Origin of the sequence: Rhodococcus sp. 06-221-2 (assembly GCF_002258365.1) — a bacterium.
GTDB classification, from domain to species: Bacteria; Actinomycetota; Actinomycetes; order Mycobacteriales; family Mycobacteriaceae; genus Rhodococcoides; species Rhodococcoides fascians.
On the sequence record NZ_NOYJ01000030.1, the window covers coordinates 70,037 to 88,095 of the forward strand.

Sequence of the window (18,059 nt, forward strand, 5' to 3'; positions counted from 1 at the left end):
CCTCGAACCGTCCAGCCGGTAAAGTGAGTTCCATGTCATCTGACACACGCGACCGAATTCTGGATTCGCTCGAGACGTTGCTCCTCGAACACGGCATGACCAAAGTGACCCTGGACAGCGTCGCTGCCGCCGCCGGGGTATCGAAGGGCGGCTTGCTGTACCACTTCAAGACCAAGGACGCGCTGGTCGCTGCCATGGTCCGACGACTCGCCGTTCAGGCCGATCAGCAGAGAGCCGACGCCGGCGCAGGTGGCACCTCCGTAGCGGAGTGGTATCTGCAACCACCCGATTGCATCTCGGAGAAGGAAATCGCGCTCTACCGCTCCACGCTGGCGGCACTGCGCAGCGTCGACGGCAACTCCGGTGAGGTGCAAGACGCCGTCACGGACATGATGCAGCAGTGGGACGAGGGCTTACGTACCGAGATCGACGATCCGGTGCAGGCCGAGATCATCCGACTCGTCGGCGACGGGATATACCTCGGAGCCGTCCTCGACCTGCCCGCCGTCGACCCCGAACTGCACAAGCGGGTGGTCGACCGCCTGCTGGGTCGGTGACTCAGGTCAAGTAGCGGTAGACGGGCGAACCCGGCTCCAGCTGCTCCACCTGAAGGTGCGAGGACCGCATACGTTCGAGGAGGGCCGAAAGGCCGTGCGCCGCACCGAGTTGGATGCCGACGAGCGCGGCACCGGTCTCCCGGTTGTTTCGCTTGACGTACTCGAACAGGGTGATGTCGTCCTCGGGCCCGAGTACCTCGTCGAGAAACCGACGCAGTGCGCCGGGCTCCTGCGGAAAGTCCACGAGGAAGTAGTGCTTGAGGCCGAGGTGGACGAGCGATCGTTCGAGAATCTCGCCGTACCGTGAGACGTCGTTGTTTCCCCCGGACACCAGGCACACGACGGTACTTCCCGGTGCGATGTCGAGGTGCTCGAGCGCGGCGACCGCCAATGCGCCCGCGGGCTCGGCGATGACCCCTTCGTTCTGGTACAGCTCGAGCATTGCGGTACAGACCGCGCCCTCGTCGATCTGGGTGATCAGGAACGCACCGGGGCCGGAGCTTTCGAACACCGGAGCGGTGATCAGGGGCAACGATGCATGGGACACCACCGTCGCGCCCAACGACTGCAGCGCCGAGTACGGAACATCGCCGATACGCCGGACCGCCGCCCCGTCGACGAACGGATCGATATCCGACAGCGTCACCGGCCCACCGTCAATCAACGCAGCGGTCATCGACGCAGCACCGGATGGTTCGACGCCGACCAACGATGTCTGCGGAGCGCGCTCACGCAGATAACTGGAGATACCCGCGATGCAGCCGCCCCCGCCGACGGGCATCACCACCACATCGGGTGCGCCGCCGAGCTGATCGACGATTTCCTTGGCGATCGTCCCTTGGCCCGCCACCGTTCGTGGATCGTCGAACGGCGGGACCATGGTGGCACCGGTACGGGCCACGTCCGCGGCAGCCGCGGCAGCCGCGGCGTCGAACGTGTCGCCGATGACGATGAGCTCCACGAAGTCGCCTCCGTGCACCCTGATTCGGTCACGCTTCTGCTTGGGGGTGTTGGCCGGCACGTAGATCCGACCTCGCACCTGCATGGACCGACAGGCGAATGCCACCCCCTGCGCGTGGTTACCGGCACTCGCCGTGACCACGCCGACGCTGCGCTCGGCCTCGGTCAGCTGATCCATCAGGTTGTAGGCACCGCGGATCTTGTACGAGCGGACGATCTGCAGGTCTTCCCGTTTGAGGTAGACCGTCGCTCCGGTCTCTGCCGACAGGCGCTCGCACAACTGCAGGGGTGTCGCGGCGACCACCGAGGAAATTCGCATCGCAGCTGCATCGATGTCGGCCGCGGTGACGGCTACCGACGAGGGGTGCTGGGAGGCGAGCTCAGGTGATGAAGACACCAGCACATGCTGCCACCAGCGTGGAACGGTCACCCACTCGGGACCGTTCCACGGGCAGGCCGATCGCGCTCAGGCGCGAGCGAGGACGAACACCGGGATCTCCCGGTCTGTCTTCTTCTGGTAATCCGCGTAATCGGGGTAGACCGCGACCGAACGCTCCCACCACACGGCTTTCTCGTCGCCGGTTACCTCCCGAGCGACGTAATCATGCTTTTCGGGTCCGTCCTGCAGCTCCACCAGCGGCTCGGCTTTGACGTTGAAGTACCAGACGGGATGCTTCGGCGCACCGCCGAGGGAGGCCACGATGGCGTACTCCCCATCGTGTTCCACCCGCATCAACGGCGACTTGCGCAGCTTCCCGCTCTTGTTTCCCTTGGTGGTCAGCAGCACGACCGGCATCCCGTTCATCGTCGTGCCTTCGGTTCCGCCGGAGTTCTCGTACAGCTCGGCCTGCTTGCGGGCCCAGTCGGATGAACTCGGTTCGTATTCTCCTGTCAATGGCATGGTTTCAGTCAACACCCACGGCCGCCGGGACGCCACCGAATCTCGGTCGTCGCAGGTCGGAACCGTGAGTTCGGTGGACCGAATCTTTGCGTGGGTATAGTCTGAACTTCACCCGCCGGACACCCGAATCATCGAACCGGACGGGCGTACCCGAGGAGGACGCGATGACCTACACGAGCAACCAGGTGAGCCGTCGAACTGTCCCCGTCCTGCGCACGGTCGATGTCGCCGGCGTCGATTGGCCTCTGTACAAGCTCGAGTCATTGGCGATCGGGCTCGTCGTATTCGTCGCCACCCTCGCGCTGGTCGGATCACTGCAGGCAGCCGTCCTCGGCGGCGCGGCAGTCGCAGTCGCCGCGTGGTGGACTCTCCGATTGACCGAGGTCCACCCCGCCCGGACCGGCTCACCCCGTCAGGCAGCCGGGCCCCAGTAGCGCCTTCAGGTCTCCCATCAGCGCCGACGTCGGCGTCACCCGCAGACTGTCGTCGAGCTTCATCGTGGTGATCTTGTCGCCACTGACCAAACGTAGATGGACGTCCGAGGTCCCCGGGTGGCTGATCAACACCCGCTTGAGTGCGCCGACCTTGTCGGCCGTGCACAGTCGCGTCGGCAAACTCACCGCGAGCGGCTTGTCGATACCGATCGCCGAAAGATCCGGCACCGCAAGATCGTTCGCAATCAACGACACCCGGTCGTCACGCACCGACACGCGCCCCTTGACGAGCACCACCGAGTCCTCGGTGACGTCGGCACCGAACACCGAGTAGGCCTGTGGGAAGAACAGCACCTCGATGCCGCCGGCAAGGTCCTCGAGCTGAGCCGACGCCCACGTCAGACCGTTCTTGTTGATCCGCCGGTTCACCGAGGCCAGAATTCCGCCGACGGTGACCTGAGTGCCGTCCTTGATGTCCCCTTCGAGGATCGTCGGGATGTTGCAGTCGGACTTCGCGGCCAACATGTGCTCGACACCGAGCAGCGGGTGGCCGGACACGTAGAGACCGAGCATCTCGCGCTCGAGGGCCAGACGGTGCTTGGACTCCCACTCCTCGTCCGGCACGCGGACGTTGAACACCGAGGAAATGGACTCGTCGGCGTCCTCACCGCCGAACAGATCGAACTGTCCGATCGCCTCGGCCTTCTTGGTGCCCATCACCGCATCGATCGCGTCGGCATGGATCAACATCAGACCCTTGCGCGGATGATCGAGAGAGTCGAAAGCGCCTGCCTTGATGAGAGATTCGGTGACCTTCTTGCTGCACGCGATCGCGTCGATCTTGCCCAGGTAGTCCGAGAAATCCGTGTATTTGGACTTCTCCGACCGCGCTCTGATGATCGATGCGACCACGTTCGTGCCGACGTTGCGCACCGCGCCGAGACCGAACCGGATGTCCTTGCCCACCGATGCGAAGTTGAGCTCGGATTCGTTGACGTCCGGTGGCAGCACCGTGATGCCGAGCTTGCGGCAGTCGGCCAGGTAGATCGCGGCCTTGTCCTTGTCGTCACCGACACTGGTGAGCAGGCCGGCCATGTATTCGGCCGGGTAGTTGGCCTTGAGGTACGCCGTCCAGTACGAGACCAGGCCGTAGCCGGCCGAGTGCGATTTGTTGAACGCGTAGCCGGCGAACGGGAGCACGGTGTCCCACAGCGCCTTGATGGCGGCCTCGGAGAAGCCGTTGTCCAACATGCCCTGCCGGAATCCGGCGTAGGCCTTCTCGAGCTCGGAGAGCTTCTTCTTTCCCATGGCACGACGCAGCAGGTCGGCCTGACCCAGGGTGTACCCGGCGACCTTCTGCGCGAGCTGCATGATCTGCTCCTGGTAGACCACCAGGCCGTACGTCTCGCCGAGAATCACCTTGAGCGGCTCTTCGAGCTCGGGGTGAATCGGCTTGACCTCCTGCCGCCCGTTCTTGCGGTCGGCGTAGTCGTTGTGCGAGTTCATGCCCATCGGACCCGGGCGGTACAGCGCGAGCACGGCGACGATGTCCTCGAAACCGGTGGGCTGCATGCGGCGCAGCAGGTCTCGCATCGCGCTGCCGTCGAGCTGGAAAACACCGAGAGTGTCTCCGCGAGAAAGCAATTCGAAGGTCGCCGGATCGTCGAGCGGCAACGCGTCGAGATCGATGTCGATGCCGCGATTGGCCTTGATGTTGTCGATCGCGTCGCCGATGACCGTGAGGTTTCGCAGACCGAGGAAGTCCATCTTCAGCAGGCCGATGGCCTCGCACGACGGGTAGTCCCAGCCGGTGATGATCGCGCCGTCCTGGGCGCGCTTCCACACCGGGATGGCGTCGGTGAGCGGCTCCGAGGACATGATGACCGCGCAGGCGTGTACGCCCGCGTTGCGGATCAGGCCTTCGAGGCCCTTGGCCGTCTTGTAGATCGTGGCCACGTCGGGGTTGGAGTCGATGAGCGCTCGGACCTCGACGGCCTCCTTGTAGCGCTCGTGCGACGGATCGGTGATGCCGGCCACCGAGATGTCCTTGGCCATGATGGGCGGCGGCAGGGCCTTGGTGATCTGATCGGCGATGCCGAAACCGGGCTGGCCGAACTGCACACGTGCGGAGTCCTTGATGGCAGCCTTGGTCTTGATGGTGCCGAAGGTGATGACCTGCGCAACCCGGTCGCTACCCCACTTCTCCGTGGCGTAGCGCACCATCTCACCGCGACGACGATCGTCGAAGTCGATATCGATATCGGGCATCGACACACGCTCGGGGTTGAGGAATCGCTCGAAGAGCAATCCGTGCGGGAGCGGATCGATGTTGGTGATGCCCATGGCGTAGGCAACCAGGGATCCGGCGGCGGAACCACGGCCCGGTCCGACGCGGATGCCGACCGCTTTCGCGTGGTTGATGAGGTCGCCGACCACGAGGAAGTAGGCCGGGAAGCCCATCTCCAGGATCACCTTGATCTCGTACTCCGCTCGCGCGAGGTAATCCTCGGCCGGACCGTCGGGGAACCGACGTTCGAGTCCGGTCATGACCTCGTGCCGCAGCCACGTTCCCTGCGTGTATCCCTCGGGAACCGGGAAGATGGGCATCCGGTCGCGGTGCGCCCACACCTCGTCGTAGGGCTGGACTCGCTCGGCGATGAGGAGCGTGCTGTCGCAGGCACCGGGTACCTCGTCGTCCCAGAGGGCACGCATCTCGGCAGCGGACTTGAGGTAGTAGCCGTCGCCGTCGAACTTGAAGCGCGTGGGATCGCTGAGCGTCTTACCGGTCTGGATGCACAGCAGAGCCTCGTGGTTCTCGGCGGCGTCCTTCGTGACGTAATGGCAGTCGTTGGTGGCCAACGGCGGAATGGACAGCTTCTTGCCGATGTCGAGCAGGCCTTCGCGGACTCGTCGCTCGATGGACAGACCGTGGTCCATCAACTCGAGGAAGAAGTTGTCCGGTCCCCAGATCTCCTGCCACTTGGCCGCGGCCTCGAGTGCTTCGCGGTCCTGGCCCAGACGTAGGCGCGTCTGAACCTCACCGGACGGGCATCCGGTGGTGGCGATGATGCCCTCGGCGTGCTGAGCGATGATCTCCTCGTCCATGCGGGCCCACTTGCCGAGCTGACCCTCGATGGACGCCAGCGAAGACAGCTTGAACAGATTGCGCACGCCGGTCGCGTTCTCCGCCACCATCGTCATGTGCGTGTACGCACCGCTACCGGAGACGTCGTCGGACTTCTGGCTTCGGTCGCCCCACAGCACGCGCTTCTTGTTGAACCGGGATTCGGGAGCGATGTAGGCCTCGATGCCGATGATCGGCTTGATGCCGGCCTTCTTGGCCTCGTTGTAGAACTCGCTGGCTCCGTACATGTTGCCGTGGTCGGTCATGCCGACCGCCGTCATCTCCAACCGCGCCGCCTCGGCGAACATGGCCCCGATCTTGGCGGCACCGTCGAGCATCGAATATTCGGTGTGGTTGTGCAGATGAACGAACGAATCGGCCACGAAGGTTCTCTCCTGAAGGTCGTGCGTTTTCGAAAATACGAGCCGCGAATGCACCCACTCTAGGCGGTGGAACCGACAGATTTTTCAGGCCGACGGTGTGTCCTGGGAGGACGTGACGGGTGTGACGAACGAGACTGAAGTTGCCTCATTCGGCGGGAACCGGCCCGTCGTCCGGCAGCGGCCCGACGACGTCGATGTGCTCCGGAAGCAACGGCTCGACGGCGAACTTCCCGGACACCGCGTCGGGCGGAAGTGCCTCCACCGCCCGCACCCCGTCGCGGCCTGCCACCTCGCTCAACTCGGCCGCGGTGCCCCGCACGACCACCGTCACCACGCATGCGCATCCGCTCAGCAACCGGCGCTGCGACACAGCGTCTATCTGAGCCTGCCGGTCCTCCACGCCGAACGATTCCTGGATCTGGCCGGCAGCGCGCGCGGTCGCATTCAGTATCGACCGTTCACTGCCGGGAACACCGACCGTGAGGATCGGAGTTTGCACGCGATCGAGCGGTACTCGAAAGAGCACCATCGAGATGCGCACGCCGTTCGCGGCGGCGTAGGCCTGTTCGGCGGTGAGTTCGCGATCGAACGACACCGATCCCCAGCGAGGTTCGGCATCGTTGCCGAGCAGACTTGCCTCGGCGCGAGCCAGGTAGTCGGTCACCTGCTCGCCGCTCTCCGGGCCGAGCCGGTCGGTGCCCACGCGCAGCTGCCGTTGCGGGTTCAGATGGCCGACGACGGCCAGGCCACCGACCACCAGAGCGATCGTGACGACGACTCCGACCACACCCGAGACTCCGCGCATCACGCCTTCCGGAGCACCTCGAGAGCGTGTTCGAGGTCTGCCGGGTACTTGCTCTCGATCTCGACCCAGCGGCCGTCGGACGGGTGCGCGAAGCCGAGCGAACGCGCGTGCAGCCACTGACGTTCCAGGCCCAACCGTTCGGCCAACCGCGGGTCGGCCCCGTAGGTCAGGTCGCCGCAACACGGGTGCCGCAGCGCCGAGAAGTGCACGCGGATCTGGTGCGTGCGACCGGTTTCCAGGTGGACGTCCAGCAGGCTCGCGGCCTGGAAGGCCTCGACCGTGTCGTAGTGGGTGACGCTGGGCTTGCCGTCCGCGCGGACGGCGAACTTCCAGTCGTTGCTGCCGTGCCGTCCGATCGGAGCATCGATGGTTCCACTGCTCGGATCCGGATGTCCCTGCACCAGGGCGTGATAACGCTTGTCGATCGTACGAGCCTTGAACGCCCGCTTCAGCACGGTGTATGCCCGTTCGGACGTCGCGACCACCATCACCCCGGACGTTCCCACATCGAGTCGGTGCACGATGCCCTGACGCTCGTGCGCGCCGGACGTGGAGATTCGGAAACCGGCGGCCGCGAGGCCGCCGATGACGGTCGGCCCGGTCCAGCCCACACTGGCGTGCGCGGCGACGCCCACGGGCTTGTCCACGGCCACGACGTCGTCGTCGGCGTAGAGAATCTCCATCCCTTCCACCGGCTCGGCCTCGATCGTCAGCTCACGTGCAGGTTCGGGCAGAGTCACTTCGAGCCACGACCCACCCGAGAGGCGATCGGACTTCCCGACGGCACTGTGATCGACCAGCACCGAGCCCTCCTCGGCCAAGGCTGCGGCGACCGTGCGCGAGAGCCCGAGAAGTCGCGCCAGGCCGGCGTCGACGCGCATGCCGTCCAGGCCGTCGGGCACCGGCATGGAACGCGATTCCCTCACGAGTCGGCCTTCTGCGGGGCATCGGACGTGGACTTGGTCACCCGTTCGCCGTTGGGCTCGAAACCGAACAGGCTGAGCGCGACGAGCAGGATGGCCCCGCACACGATGGACGAGTCGGCGACGTTGAACACCGGCCACCAGCCCACCGATACGAAATCGACCACATGACCCTGGAACGGGCCCGGTGCGCGGAAGAACCGGTCTATCAGGTTGCCCAGAGCGCCGCCGAGAACCAGACCCAGCCCCAGCGCCCACCACGGCGAACGCAGCGTTCGACCGATCTTCACGACCCCGATCACCACGGCCACGGCGACCAGCGTCAGCAACCACGTCATTCCGGTGGCCATGGAGAACGCCGCACCGGGATTGCGCACCAGCCGCAGAGTCACGACGTCGCCGATGATCTCGATCGGGTTTCCAGGCTTCACGTAGTGCACCACCACGATCTTCGTGATCAGGTCGAACAGCAGAATCACTGCCGCGATCGCCACCAGGAGTCGGGTACGCAGAGGTGCGGCGGGCCGAACCGCAGCACTGTCGGCACCGGACACCTGCTCGTCTGCACCCTCGTGGGGGTCGGGGGTTGCACTGGTCTCGGTGGTCGGATCGTCGGGTCGGTCGTCACTCACCCGTCCATCATGGCGCATCGACAACCGTCGGTCCGCATCCGAGCCGCGTGGTAGCGGTCTGCGCACCCGGTGACATCAGTAGCCTGGTGCCCGTGAAGTCGACCGATCGCACCCGCACCGTCCGCTCCGGCTTCGTGGCCGCCTCCTGCGCAGTGGCTCTACTGGCCGGATGCTCGAGCGGTGATTCGGATCCCGCACCCGAACAGACCCCGGCTTCGAACGAGGTCACGATCGCGGTGACGCCCACGACCACCACCGTCGTCGATCCCGGTAGCGAGCCACGGCGCGCGCTCACCTTCGACAGCTCCGACGCGGACGCGGAGAACCAGAGCGTCGACCTCACCACCACCTCGACCGTGCAGCAACAGATCAATGCTGCTGCGCCGCAAGACTTCTCCAGTCCGGAACTGACCGTGCCGCTGACTGCCTCGGCGTCCGACACCGTCCCGGACGAGGACGCGTCGAGCGGGGCCACGACCTCCGTCGAGCTGACCATCGGGGCCGCGACATCACCGGACGCTGGACTGACCGACGCACTCTCCGCATCCGATGGATCGACTGCACGATTGGCCAGGACCGATTCCGGAGCGATCACCGCTCTGCACATCACGCCGGCCGACGATGCCCTAGATACCGCCCGCGCCGCGATCGAACGCTCCTTGAACGCGGCGGTGTACCGATCCATCGACTTTCCCGACGCGGAAGTGGGGGTCGGCGCGGTCTGGACCGTCGATCAGCAAGTGCTGAGCGGCATCACACTGAACCAGCGCACCACGGTCACCTTGCGTGCACTCGACGGCGAACGCGCGACCCTCGACGTGGCCATCACCCAGACGCCCGAATCGTCGGTGTGGAATCTGCCCGACAATGCGGGCACGCTCAACATCGCGTCCTACACCTTCACGGGCGCGGGAACACTCGACGTCGATCTCTCCCGACCACTTCCGGTCGGAGGTTCGATCACCGCAGGCGGCGAGCAGATGTACACCGACCCCGACAGCACCACGGTGCTCCGGCAAACCGTCGGCGATTCGATCACCTGGACCGCCCGATGACGCGCGCTGCCACCCGAGTACTGGCGACGTTGTCGATTCTCGGGATCGCTGCTGCCACCGGATGCAGCACGAACGAGCCTGCCGAAACGGCCACGCCTGCCGTCACCACCGTCGCGGCTCCCGACCCGCTGCGCGGTCCGCCCATCACCGACCCGGCGGCGCTGACTGCCGCGATGCTGGGGCTCGCAGACCTGCCGGACGGCTTCTCCTCGATTCCCGATCCGGTTCGAGATCTGGGATTGGATCCGGCGCCGGAGTACGACTCGCCTGATCGCTCGAGCACCGACCCGGCCGAGTGCGCCGCCGTCCTCGCAGCGGTATCGCAACAGCAGGCCGGAGCCGCGTCGAGCGCGGTGGTCCGCTTCTCCGGTCCGAATTTCTCGTCGATCGACGAGGACGCGGCGAGCTATCCCGTGCCGGGAGCCGCCGAGGCTTTCGCGAACATTCAGCGAGCGTGGGCCGAGTGCTCGACGTTCACCGGAACCGACGCGGACGGTATCGGCGTCGACTACTCGGTGGCGGGGCGTGACCAAGCGACCGTCGGCGACGCGTCCGCATCGATTCGACTGACCACCACGAGCGAGGGCTTCACGCTGGTCTCCGACGTCGTGGTGGCGGTGGTCGACTCGACCGTGGTTCAGATCGTCGTCTCCGACCAGAGCGGACTGGAACCGGAGACCGTCACCGCCGTCGCGGGGTCTGCAGCGGATCGCATTCGATCGGCCGTGCCCAGCGCCTGACCGCCGTCCCTACACAAGACGAACTGCCGGTGACGCCCTCTCGAAAAAGGGTGTCACCGGCAGTTCGCGGTTGGTCAGAGACGATCGGCAGGACTCAGGGTGCGGGGCACGCCGGGCTGGTCAGCTGCGCGAGAGAAACGATGCCGCAGGCGTTCTCCTTGGAGAGCTTCCACACACCGTCCTCGGGGACGAACTTGAACGTGCCGGGGTTGGCCTGGCCGTTGAGGGTGATGGTGATACCGGCGTTGAGCTCACCGGTGCCCAGATCGTCGATGCTGGTGATCTCGATCTGTGCGTTGTTGGCCACAGCAGCGGCGGCAACCTGGTTGATCAGACCCGGATCCTCGGACGCACCCTGGATCAGAGCAGCCTTCTCCTCGACCGGAACGTTGGGATCGAGTCCGCGGTTGAGCTCGGTGTTGAGCTGCTCGACGGTGGGCACCGGCGGGTAGTCCCCGCCCGCGGGTGCAGCACTCGCGGTGGTGGTGGCAACCGTCGTGGTCGTGGCCGTCGTGCCGCCCTCTTCCGAGCTGCAGGCAGACATGGTCAGTGCACCGGCGATGGCGATACCGGCAACCATGGCCCGTCGGGTGTTGCGAAGCTTCAAGTGCTTGTCCTTTTCACTCTGAGTCACGTATCGATCGTTCTGTGACTCGTCGGTCGTCTGTATGGGGGTCGTCTCGGACCGAGTCCACTATGTCAGCTCGACTCGCCCGAGTCACAACGCGAAGGGCATACCTGTGAAACCTCACAGAGTTTCCTCAGCCGCGCCACAACTCACGCCAAGCTGTCCAGAACATCGGCCACGACCAGGTCGGTGTCCGATTCTGCAAAGGTGCGGGCCGTTCCCGGGCCGGTGGTCCGTGTCTCGAAACGGACCGTCACCACCGAGTGTCCCGCGCCCTGCACCCACCCGTGACCGTACCGAACATGCCGAACGTCCATACCCGGTTGCCACCGCGGACCGTCCTCGACCACGGCGAGATTCGCGGCCTCCTCAGTCGCGGGTAACGGCTCGTCCGGGACCGGAGCAACCGGTTCGTACTCGAGTTCGGGGAACAACGATCCTTGCCGAACCGCGGACAGACCGGCGAGGCCTACACCGACGAGCCGGATCGGTCCGACATCCAGCGGATCGACCGCCAACCGCTGAGCAGTGGCCACGATCGTCTGCTTGTCCACCGTCGCGTAGGGCAATGTCGCCGATCTGGTGATGATGCTCATGTCGGACTTACGCAACTTGAGCACGACCGTGCGGGCCCCCCGGCCGTCCTTCAGCAACCGGCGATGAGTCGACTCGACGATGGACTCGATCGCCGGGCGTAGTTGAGCGAGAGTCGTCAGGTCGTTCGCGAACGTCGTCTCGGCACTGACCTGCTTGGCCTCGGCCCGCTCGGCCACCACCCGGTTGTCTATGCCGCGCGCCAGCTGATGCAGGCTCGGGCCCATGGTCGCACCGAGAATCGACGCCACTTCCGACTCGGGCGTAGCCACGAACTTGCCGATGGTGTCGATCCCCAACCGGTGCAACCGTTCTCCGGCAACAGGGCCAATCCCCCACAACTTGCGCACCGGCAGATCGGCCATCAACTCGGCCTGGATGCCGGGCGCTACCACCGTGATTCCATCGGGTTTGGCCAGACCCGACGCGATCTTGGCGATCTGTTTCCCGGACCCGGCACCGATGGAGGCGACGAGCCCGGTCTCTGCCAGTACCAGCGCCCGCAGATCGGCACAGAAGCGCTCGACCTCGGCCACCGTCGCGCCCGCCAGCTCGAGCGGCTCGCCGAAGGCCTCGTCGATCGAGAGCTGTTCCAGCACGGGCATGCGCACCCGAAGTGCCTCGAAGGCACGTCTGCTCAGCTCCGAGTACAGCGGGAACCGCGGCGGCAGGACCACTGCGCTCGCACCGACGAGTCGACGGGCCTGGTGCATCGGCATCGCCGAACGAGCCCCGAACGCCCGGGCCTGATAGCTGCACCCGGCCACCACGCCTCTGCCGCCTGCACCGCCGACCAGCACCGGCCGACCCCGCAGCGTCGGCCGCGTCAGCTGCTCGGCGGACGCAAAGAACGCGTCCATGTCCAGATGCAACACCCAACGCCGGCTCCGCAGAGTCCGATCGACACTGTCGGGCATGGTCAACGACGGCCGTCGGGCGGCTCGAACGGGGCGTCGGCACCGAAGCCGAGCACACGTGCGGCCCGCTCCGGTCCGGGATCGGACCACCGTGCGGAGTACTGCTCGGTCGTGGTCAGCGACCGTGTGTGTGCACGATCGATGTACAGCGTGCCGGCGAGGTGATCGCTCTCGTGGGCCACGATCCGTGCGGGCCAGCCACGCACCACCTCGTCGATCTCTCGGCCGGTCTCGTCGGTGCACAGAAGCCGGACTTCCGCGGCGCGGGTGACGACGGCCTGATACCCCGGCACACTGAGGCAGCCCTCGTAGAACGAGGCCGTGCGTCGTCCTACCGGGGTGTACCGAGGATTGATCAACGCTCGGAACGACAACGGGGTGCGCTCCCGGACGAGGGCGACGCCCTCCGCAACATCGAAGAGATCCTCGATCACCGCGATCTGCAACGGAATTCCGATCTGCGGTGCAGCAAGGCCGACACCGGGCGCGTCGTGCATCGTCGCGCGCATCACCTCGATCAACTCCGTCAACACATCACGCTCGAGCTGACCGGTGTAGCGCAGCGCCGGGGCACGCAGCACCGGATGGCCGGCGGCGACGATGGGAACGACGCCGGCGCGAGCCTCGGAGAGACGCTCGTGCACGGCATCGACCACCTCCTCCTCGGTCACGACGACCCGGTGCCCCTCGCTCATATGCCCTCGGTCACGACGACTTCGTGATCGCTGCCCGAACTCCCTCACCGAGATCGCTGCCGTCATCGCCGACCGAGCCGTCGACCAGCGACAACGCGAGTACTTCGCGCGCGATCAGATCCCGATGAGCGTCCAGCCACGCCCGTCGATGTTCGGGTACCTCGATGACGATGTCGATACGGTCGGACACATCGAGTCCGTGGCTACGACGCGCATCCTGCAGCTCACGGATGCGGTCCTTGGCCCAACCCTCGGCCTCCAGCTCTTCGGTGACCGCCGAATCGAGCACCACGAGTCCTGCGTTCCCGGGCAGCGGTGCCGTCGATTCCGGCTCCGCGGCAACGAGTCTGCGGGTGTACTCCTCGGGCAGCAACGCGATGCCTGCGGCGCTCACGACACCGTCGGCATCTTCCGACCAGTCACCGGCCTTGACTGCCTTGATGACCTTCTGGACATCCTTACCGATCCGCGGACCGGCAGCGCGTGCGTTCACGACGAGCTCGAATTTGCCGTGCACGGCAACGTCTTCGGTCAGATCCACCTTCTTGACGTTGACCTCGTCGGCGATGATGTCGAGGAACGGACGCAGCCGCTCGGCGTCGGCGGCCGCGACGGTCACCTCGGGCAGCGGCAGCCGCACGCGCAGATTCTGTGCCTTACGCAGACCGAGCACCGTGGAGCACACGGTACGAACCTCGTCCATGCTGTCGACCAGCTCCGGGTCGGACGGCAACTCGTCGGCCGTCGGCCAATCCGTCAGGTGCACCGATCGGCCACCGGTCAATCCGCGCCAGACCACCTCGCTGATCAACGGCAACAACGGAGCGGCGATGCGGGTGAGCACTTCGAGCACGGTGTGCAGGGTGTCGATCGCGTCGGCGTCCTCGCCCCAGAAGCGTGAACGCGACCGTCGCACATACCAATTGGTCAATGCGTCACAGAACGTACGCAGTTCGTCGCACGCCCCGGCGATGTCGTTCCCTTCGAGCGCATCGGTGATCGCATCCCGCGTGGCGGACAGTTTGGCAAGCACGTACCGATCGAGAACGTGCGGAGAATCGGTCCGCCACTGCCCCGGCGTCGACGCGTAGAGCTGCAGAAAACTCCACGCGTTCCAGATCGGCAACAGCGCCTGCCGGACTCCCTCGCGGATGCCCTGCTCGGTGACGATCAGGTTGCCACCGCGCAGGATCGGCGACGACATCAGGAACCACCGCATGGCATCCGAGCCGTCGCGGTCGAAGACCTCCTTGACGTCCGGGTAGTTCCCCTTCGACTTACTCATCTTCAGACCGTCGTCACCGAGCACGATGCCATGGGCAGCAACAGTTTTGAAGGCAGGCCGGTCGAACAAAGCAGTCGCGAGCACGTGCAGGGTGTAGAACCAGCCGCGCGTCTGACCGTTGTATTCGACGATAAAGTCGCCCGGGTTGTGCGTCTGGAACCACTCCTCGTTCTCGAACGGGAAGTGCACCTGTGCATACGGCATCGAGCCCGATTCGAACCAGCAGTCCAGCACCTCGGGAACGCGACGCATGGTCGACTTACCGGTCGGGTCGTCCGGGTTGGGACGCGTCAGGTCGTCGATGTACGGCCGATGCAGATCGGTCGGACGCACACCGAAGTCACGCTCGAGTTCGTCCAGGCTGCCGTACACGTCGAGACGAGGGTAGGCGGGGTCGTCGGACGTCCAGGCCGGGATCGGGCTGCCCCAGTACCGGTTTCGGCTGATGTTCCAGTCGCGGGCACCTTCGAGCCACTTGCCGAACTGACCGTCCTTGATGTGCTCGGGCACCCAGGTGATCTCCTGGTTGAGCTCGACCATCCGATCGCGGAACTTGGTGACCGCGACGAACCACGACGGAACCGCCATGTAGATCAGCGGCTGACCACTACGCCAACTGTGCGGGTACGAGTGCTCGATGGTCTCGTGCCGCAGCAAGCGGCCCGAGGCCTTGAGATCCTTGATGATCACCGGATTGGCGTCGAACACCATCAGGCCCTCGTAGGGCGGCACCAACGACGTGAATTTGCCGCCCGCATCGAGCGGTTGCACGACCTCGATACCGTTCGCGGTGGCGACGTCCATGTCCTCCTCACCGAATGCCGGTGCGAGATGGACGATTCCGGTGCCTGAGTCGGTGGTGACGTAATCGGCCTCCAGAACGCGATGCGCATTCTCGTGGCCGAGGAAGAAGTCGTAGGGCGGTGCGTAGGCGAGGCCGACCAACTCCGCGCCGGTGTGCTCCGAGAGCACCTCCGGCTCCTCCCCCAGTTCCTTCGCATAGTGCGCGAGTCGGGCAGAGGCGAGCACGTAACGCTCACCGTCGGCACCGCGGACCTGAACGTAGTGCACCTCCGGATGCACCGCGATCGCGAGGTTCGACGGCAGAGTCCACGGAGTGGTGGTCCAGATCAGTGCGTTCGCGCCGTCCAGGGGTGTGCCCGGTGCCGTCAGGGGCATGGTGACGGTGACCGCGGGGTCCTGACGCATCTTGTAGGCGTCGTCGAGCCGGGTCTCCTGGTTGGACAGCGGCGTCTGCTCGTACCAGCTGTACGGCAGCACTCGGTAGCCCTGGTAGATCAGGCCCTTGTCGTGGAGCGTCTTGAACGCCCACATGACGGACTCCATGAAGTCGACGTCGAGGGTCTTGTAGTCGTTGTCGAAGTCGACCCACCGCGCCTGCCGAGTGACGTAATCCCGCCACTCGTCGGTGTACTGCAACACCGATTGCTTGCAGTAGGCGTTGAACTTCGCCAGGCCCATCTCGTCGATCTCGGACTTGTCCTTGATGCCGAGTTGCTTCTCCGCTTCCAATTCGGCGGGAAGGCCGTGGCAGTCCCACCCGAAACGACGCTCGACCTTCTTGCCGCGCATGGTCTGGAACCGGGGCACGAGATCCTTGACGTACCCGGTGAGCAGATGGCCGTAGTGCGGCAAGCCGTTGGCGAACGGAGGTCCGTCGTAGAAAACGAATTCCTCGGCATCGGCGCGGTTGTCGATGCTGGCGCGGAACGTGCCGTCCTCGGCCCATTCGTGCAGCACGATGCGCTCGAGATCGGGAAACGGAACGCTTCCCGATCGACCTTCGGCCAGATCCACCAGCGGGTACGACGCGTTCTCGGTGCGTGCGCTCGAATCTGTCATATCTGTCTCCTCCGTGCCGGACGCGTACAGGACGCGACATCGATTGGCACGGGGACGACATTCGGCGATGGGGACGCCGAGTACCGCGGTACCACCCCGCTTGCTCGGACCGATGGAACCCGTCGGACCGAGCCTCTCCACACGAGCTGTGACGGGCTCACCCGTTCGGTTCTACTGAACAGCCCATTTCGGTCGTTGCAGACCGAATCGTCACTGTCGTTCTTCCGAAGGCTCCCCGGTGATGGCCGGATCGACGCCTGATTGTTCTTTCGTCTGACAACCGTCGAACTGATGTACTGCCCGCCTGATGCACTACCGCGTAGATGCTACTTGTCGATCTCGGGCGGTGGCCGTCGCCCGAGCAGGGCCCCGACCAGGAGCAGCACCGCCCCGACTATGCAGATCACGATGCAGGCCCAGGCCCAGACGACCGATCCGGTCATCAGGGCCAACACCAGGAACCCGAACCCGACAGCCGCCGCGCCGAGGGTCAGAATCAGCACAGGATTCCTCGCTCACCACTCGACGCTACAACCGAGCCCGACGCTGCCCCGAGAGGCAGCGTCGGAGAACGATCGCGTCAGTTGTTGCCCTTGGCGTACGACTGGCTGTAGCCGGACGTCTGGTTGTCCTGGTTGAAGTTGTCCTGGCCGTTGTCCACCGGCAGCGCCGAGGAACGGTTCTCGAGCTCTTCGAGCTGCGATTCGAGGTACGACTTGAGGCGCACCCGGTATTCGCGCTCGAACGTCTTGAGCTGCTCGATGCGACCTTCCAGCACGGACCGCTGCTGGTTGATCGTCGCCATGATCTCGGTGTGCTTGCGCTCGGCGTCGGCCTGCAATGCGTCGGCCTTCTCCTTGGCCTGGCGAAGCTGGGTCTCGGAGCGAGTCTGTGCATCGGTGAGCAGCGACTCGGACTTCTGCCGCGCTTCGGACATCATCGACTCCGAACGAGCCCGGGCATCCGACACCAGACGTTCGGCGTTGGTGCGCGCATTACCGAGCAGCTGCTCGGACTCCGTCTTCGCATCGCCGGTGAGGCGGTCCGCCATCTCCTGCGCGAGACCGAGAATCTTCGCGGCCTGCATGTTGGAGTCGCCGCTCTGCTGCGGTGCTGCGGCCACGGGAGCGACCGGCGCGGGCTGCTGAACCACCGGTGGCGGCTTGGGGGGATCGACCGGCCGCTGCGGCTCGGCTTTCGGTGCGGCGACCGGAGCCGACTGTGGGCTCTGGCGCGCAGAGTTCTTGGCGTCCGTAAGCTCCTGGTCGAGCTCACCGACGCGCTGGCGCAGGTCGGCGTTCTCTTCGATCAGTCGGGACAACTCTTGCTCGACGAGGTCGAGAAATGCGTCGACCTCGTCTTCGTTGTAACCGCGCTTACCGATGGGCGGCTTGCTGAACGCAACGTTGTGCACATCAGCTGGAGTCAGCGGCATGGAAGGATCCCTTCACGCGTCTTGGGGCGGTAGAGCAAGCATTCAGTTATATGCCATTCCGCGCGAGTGCAGAACAATCAAACTGTAACTGGCGTCCATTCTGTCACACGGGACACGCAGCTTGCGCT

The 18,059-nt window shown here is 65.3% G+C and carries 16 protein-coding genes; 4 read left to right on the top strand and 12 right to left on the bottom strand.

Translation table 11 applies throughout. From position 1 onward, the window contains the following. The first annotated feature begins 32 nt into the window (after nucleotides 1-32). Entirely contained in the window at nucleotides 33-557 is a 525-nt protein-coding gene (locus tag CH281_RS16515; protein ID WP_027497323.1) for a TetR/AcrR family transcriptional regulator, read from the top strand. 1 nt (nucleotide 558) lies between these two features. Here the strand turns inward: CH281_RS16515 and ilvA are convergent, their stop codons facing one another. Continuing rightward, nucleotides 559-1,914 (bottom strand): threonine ammonia-lyase IlvA, encoded by a 1,356-nt coding sequence (gene ilvA / locus CH281_RS16520; protein ID WP_094695326.1) that lies wholly within the window; start codon nucleotides 1,912-1,914, stop codon nucleotides 559-561. Nucleotides 1,915-1,983: 69 nt separating this feature from the next. Continuing rightward, nucleotides 1,984-2,418, bottom strand: a complete 435-nt coding sequence (locus CH281_RS16525) for a nitroreductase family deazaflavin-dependent oxidoreductase (protein ID WP_027497325.1) — start codon at nucleotides 2,416-2,418, stop codon at nucleotides 1,984-1,986. 164 nt (nucleotides 2,419-2,582) lie between these two features. Here CH281_RS16525 and CH281_RS16530 point away from each other — a divergent pair, with 164 nt between their 5' ends. Beyond that, the gene (locus tag CH281_RS16530) at nucleotides 2,583-2,852 is read left to right on the top strand and encodes a hypothetical protein (protein WP_057473418.1); all 270 of its coding nucleotides are present in this window, start codon (nucleotides 2,583-2,585) and stop codon (nucleotides 2,850-2,852) included. Here the strand turns inward: CH281_RS16530 and dnaE are convergent. The 4 genes from dnaE to lspA all read right to left on the bottom strand — a co-directional run bounded on the left by dnaE (nucleotide 2,823) and on the right by lspA (nucleotide 8,737). Further along, entirely contained in the window at nucleotides 2,823-6,359 is a 3,537-nt protein-coding gene (gene dnaE / locus CH281_RS16535) for a DNA polymerase III subunit alpha (protein WP_027497326.1), read from the bottom strand. The genes CH281_RS16530 and dnaE overlap by 30 nt on opposite strands. Nucleotides 6,360-6,504: 145 nt before the next feature. Further along, nucleotides 6,505-7,164, bottom strand: a complete 660-nt coding sequence (locus CH281_RS16540) for a hypothetical protein (protein ID WP_032399983.1) — start codon at nucleotides 7,162-7,164, stop codon at nucleotides 6,505-6,507. Further along, complete coding sequence (locus CH281_RS16545; RefSeq protein ID WP_027497328.1) at nucleotides 7,164-8,090, bottom strand: RluA family pseudouridine synthase; 927 nt, start codon at nucleotides 8,088-8,090, stop codon at nucleotides 7,164-7,166. Before CH281_RS16545 ends, CH281_RS16540 begins: the two co-directional genes overlap by 1 nt. Continuing rightward, nucleotides 8,087-8,737, bottom strand: coding sequence for a signal peptidase II (gene lspA, locus CH281_RS16550; RefSeq protein ID WP_080731997.1), 651 nt, complete (start codon nucleotides 8,735-8,737; stop codon nucleotides 8,087-8,089). Before lspA ends, CH281_RS16545 begins: the two co-directional genes overlap by 4 nt. A 74-nt stretch (nucleotides 8,738-8,811) precedes the next feature. On the opposite strand from lspA, the gene CH281_RS16555 reads away from it, so the two are divergent. Beyond that, complete coding sequence (locus CH281_RS16555; protein WP_256983636.1) at nucleotides 8,812-9,774, top strand: hypothetical protein; 963 nt, start codon at nucleotides 8,812-8,814, stop codon at nucleotides 9,772-9,774. After that, on the top strand, nucleotides 9,771-10,514 hold the full coding sequence (locus CH281_RS16560; protein ID WP_094694873.1) for a hypothetical protein: 744 nt from the start codon (nucleotides 9,771-9,773) through the stop codon (nucleotides 10,512-10,514). Before CH281_RS16555 ends, CH281_RS16560 begins: the two co-directional genes overlap by 4 nt. Before the next feature lie 94 nt (nucleotides 10,515-10,608). On the opposite strand, the gene CH281_RS16565 is transcribed toward CH281_RS16560, so the two are convergent. The 6 genes from CH281_RS16565 to wag31 all read right to left on the bottom strand — a co-directional run bounded on the left by CH281_RS16565 (nucleotide 10,609) and on the right by wag31 (nucleotide 17,931). Further along, a complete protein-coding gene (locus CH281_RS16565) occupies nucleotides 10,609-11,094 on the bottom strand; it encodes a hypothetical protein (protein ID WP_176456734.1) in 486 nt (161 codons plus the stop codon). A gap of 197 nt (nucleotides 11,095-11,291) precedes the next feature. Next, nucleotides 11,292-12,653 carry a DNA polymerase IV gene (locus tag CH281_RS16570; RefSeq protein ID WP_094621159.1) on the bottom strand — a complete coding sequence of 454 codons (1,362 nt, stop codon included), beginning with the start codon at nucleotides 12,651-12,653 and terminating at the stop codon, nucleotides 11,292-11,294. Nucleotides 12,654-12,655: 2 nt separating this feature from the next. Next, on the bottom strand, nucleotides 12,656-13,348 hold the full coding sequence (locus CH281_RS16575) for a peptide deformylase (RefSeq protein ID WP_179274213.1): 693 nt from the start codon (nucleotides 13,346-13,348) through the stop codon (nucleotides 12,656-12,658). Nucleotides 13,349-13,358: 10 nt separating this feature from the next. After that, nucleotides 13,359-16,496 (bottom strand): isoleucine--tRNA ligase, encoded by a 3,138-nt coding sequence (gene ileS / locus CH281_RS16580; RefSeq protein ID WP_094695332.1) that lies wholly within the window; start codon nucleotides 16,494-16,496, stop codon nucleotides 13,359-13,361. A 326-nt stretch (nucleotides 16,497-16,822) separates the two neighbouring features. After that, nucleotides 16,823-16,999, bottom strand: coding sequence for a hypothetical protein (locus CH281_RS26940; RefSeq protein WP_032368099.1), 177 nt, complete (start codon nucleotides 16,997-16,999; stop codon nucleotides 16,823-16,825). A gap of 77 nt (nucleotides 17,000-17,076) precedes the next feature. Then, nucleotides 17,077-17,931: a DivIVA-like cell division protein Wag31 gene (gene wag31 / locus CH281_RS16585; RefSeq protein ID WP_032368100.1), complete on the bottom strand. Its 855-nt coding sequence runs from the start codon at nucleotides 17,929-17,931 to the stop codon at nucleotides 17,077-17,079. Nucleotides 17,932-18,059: the final 128 nt, after the last annotated feature.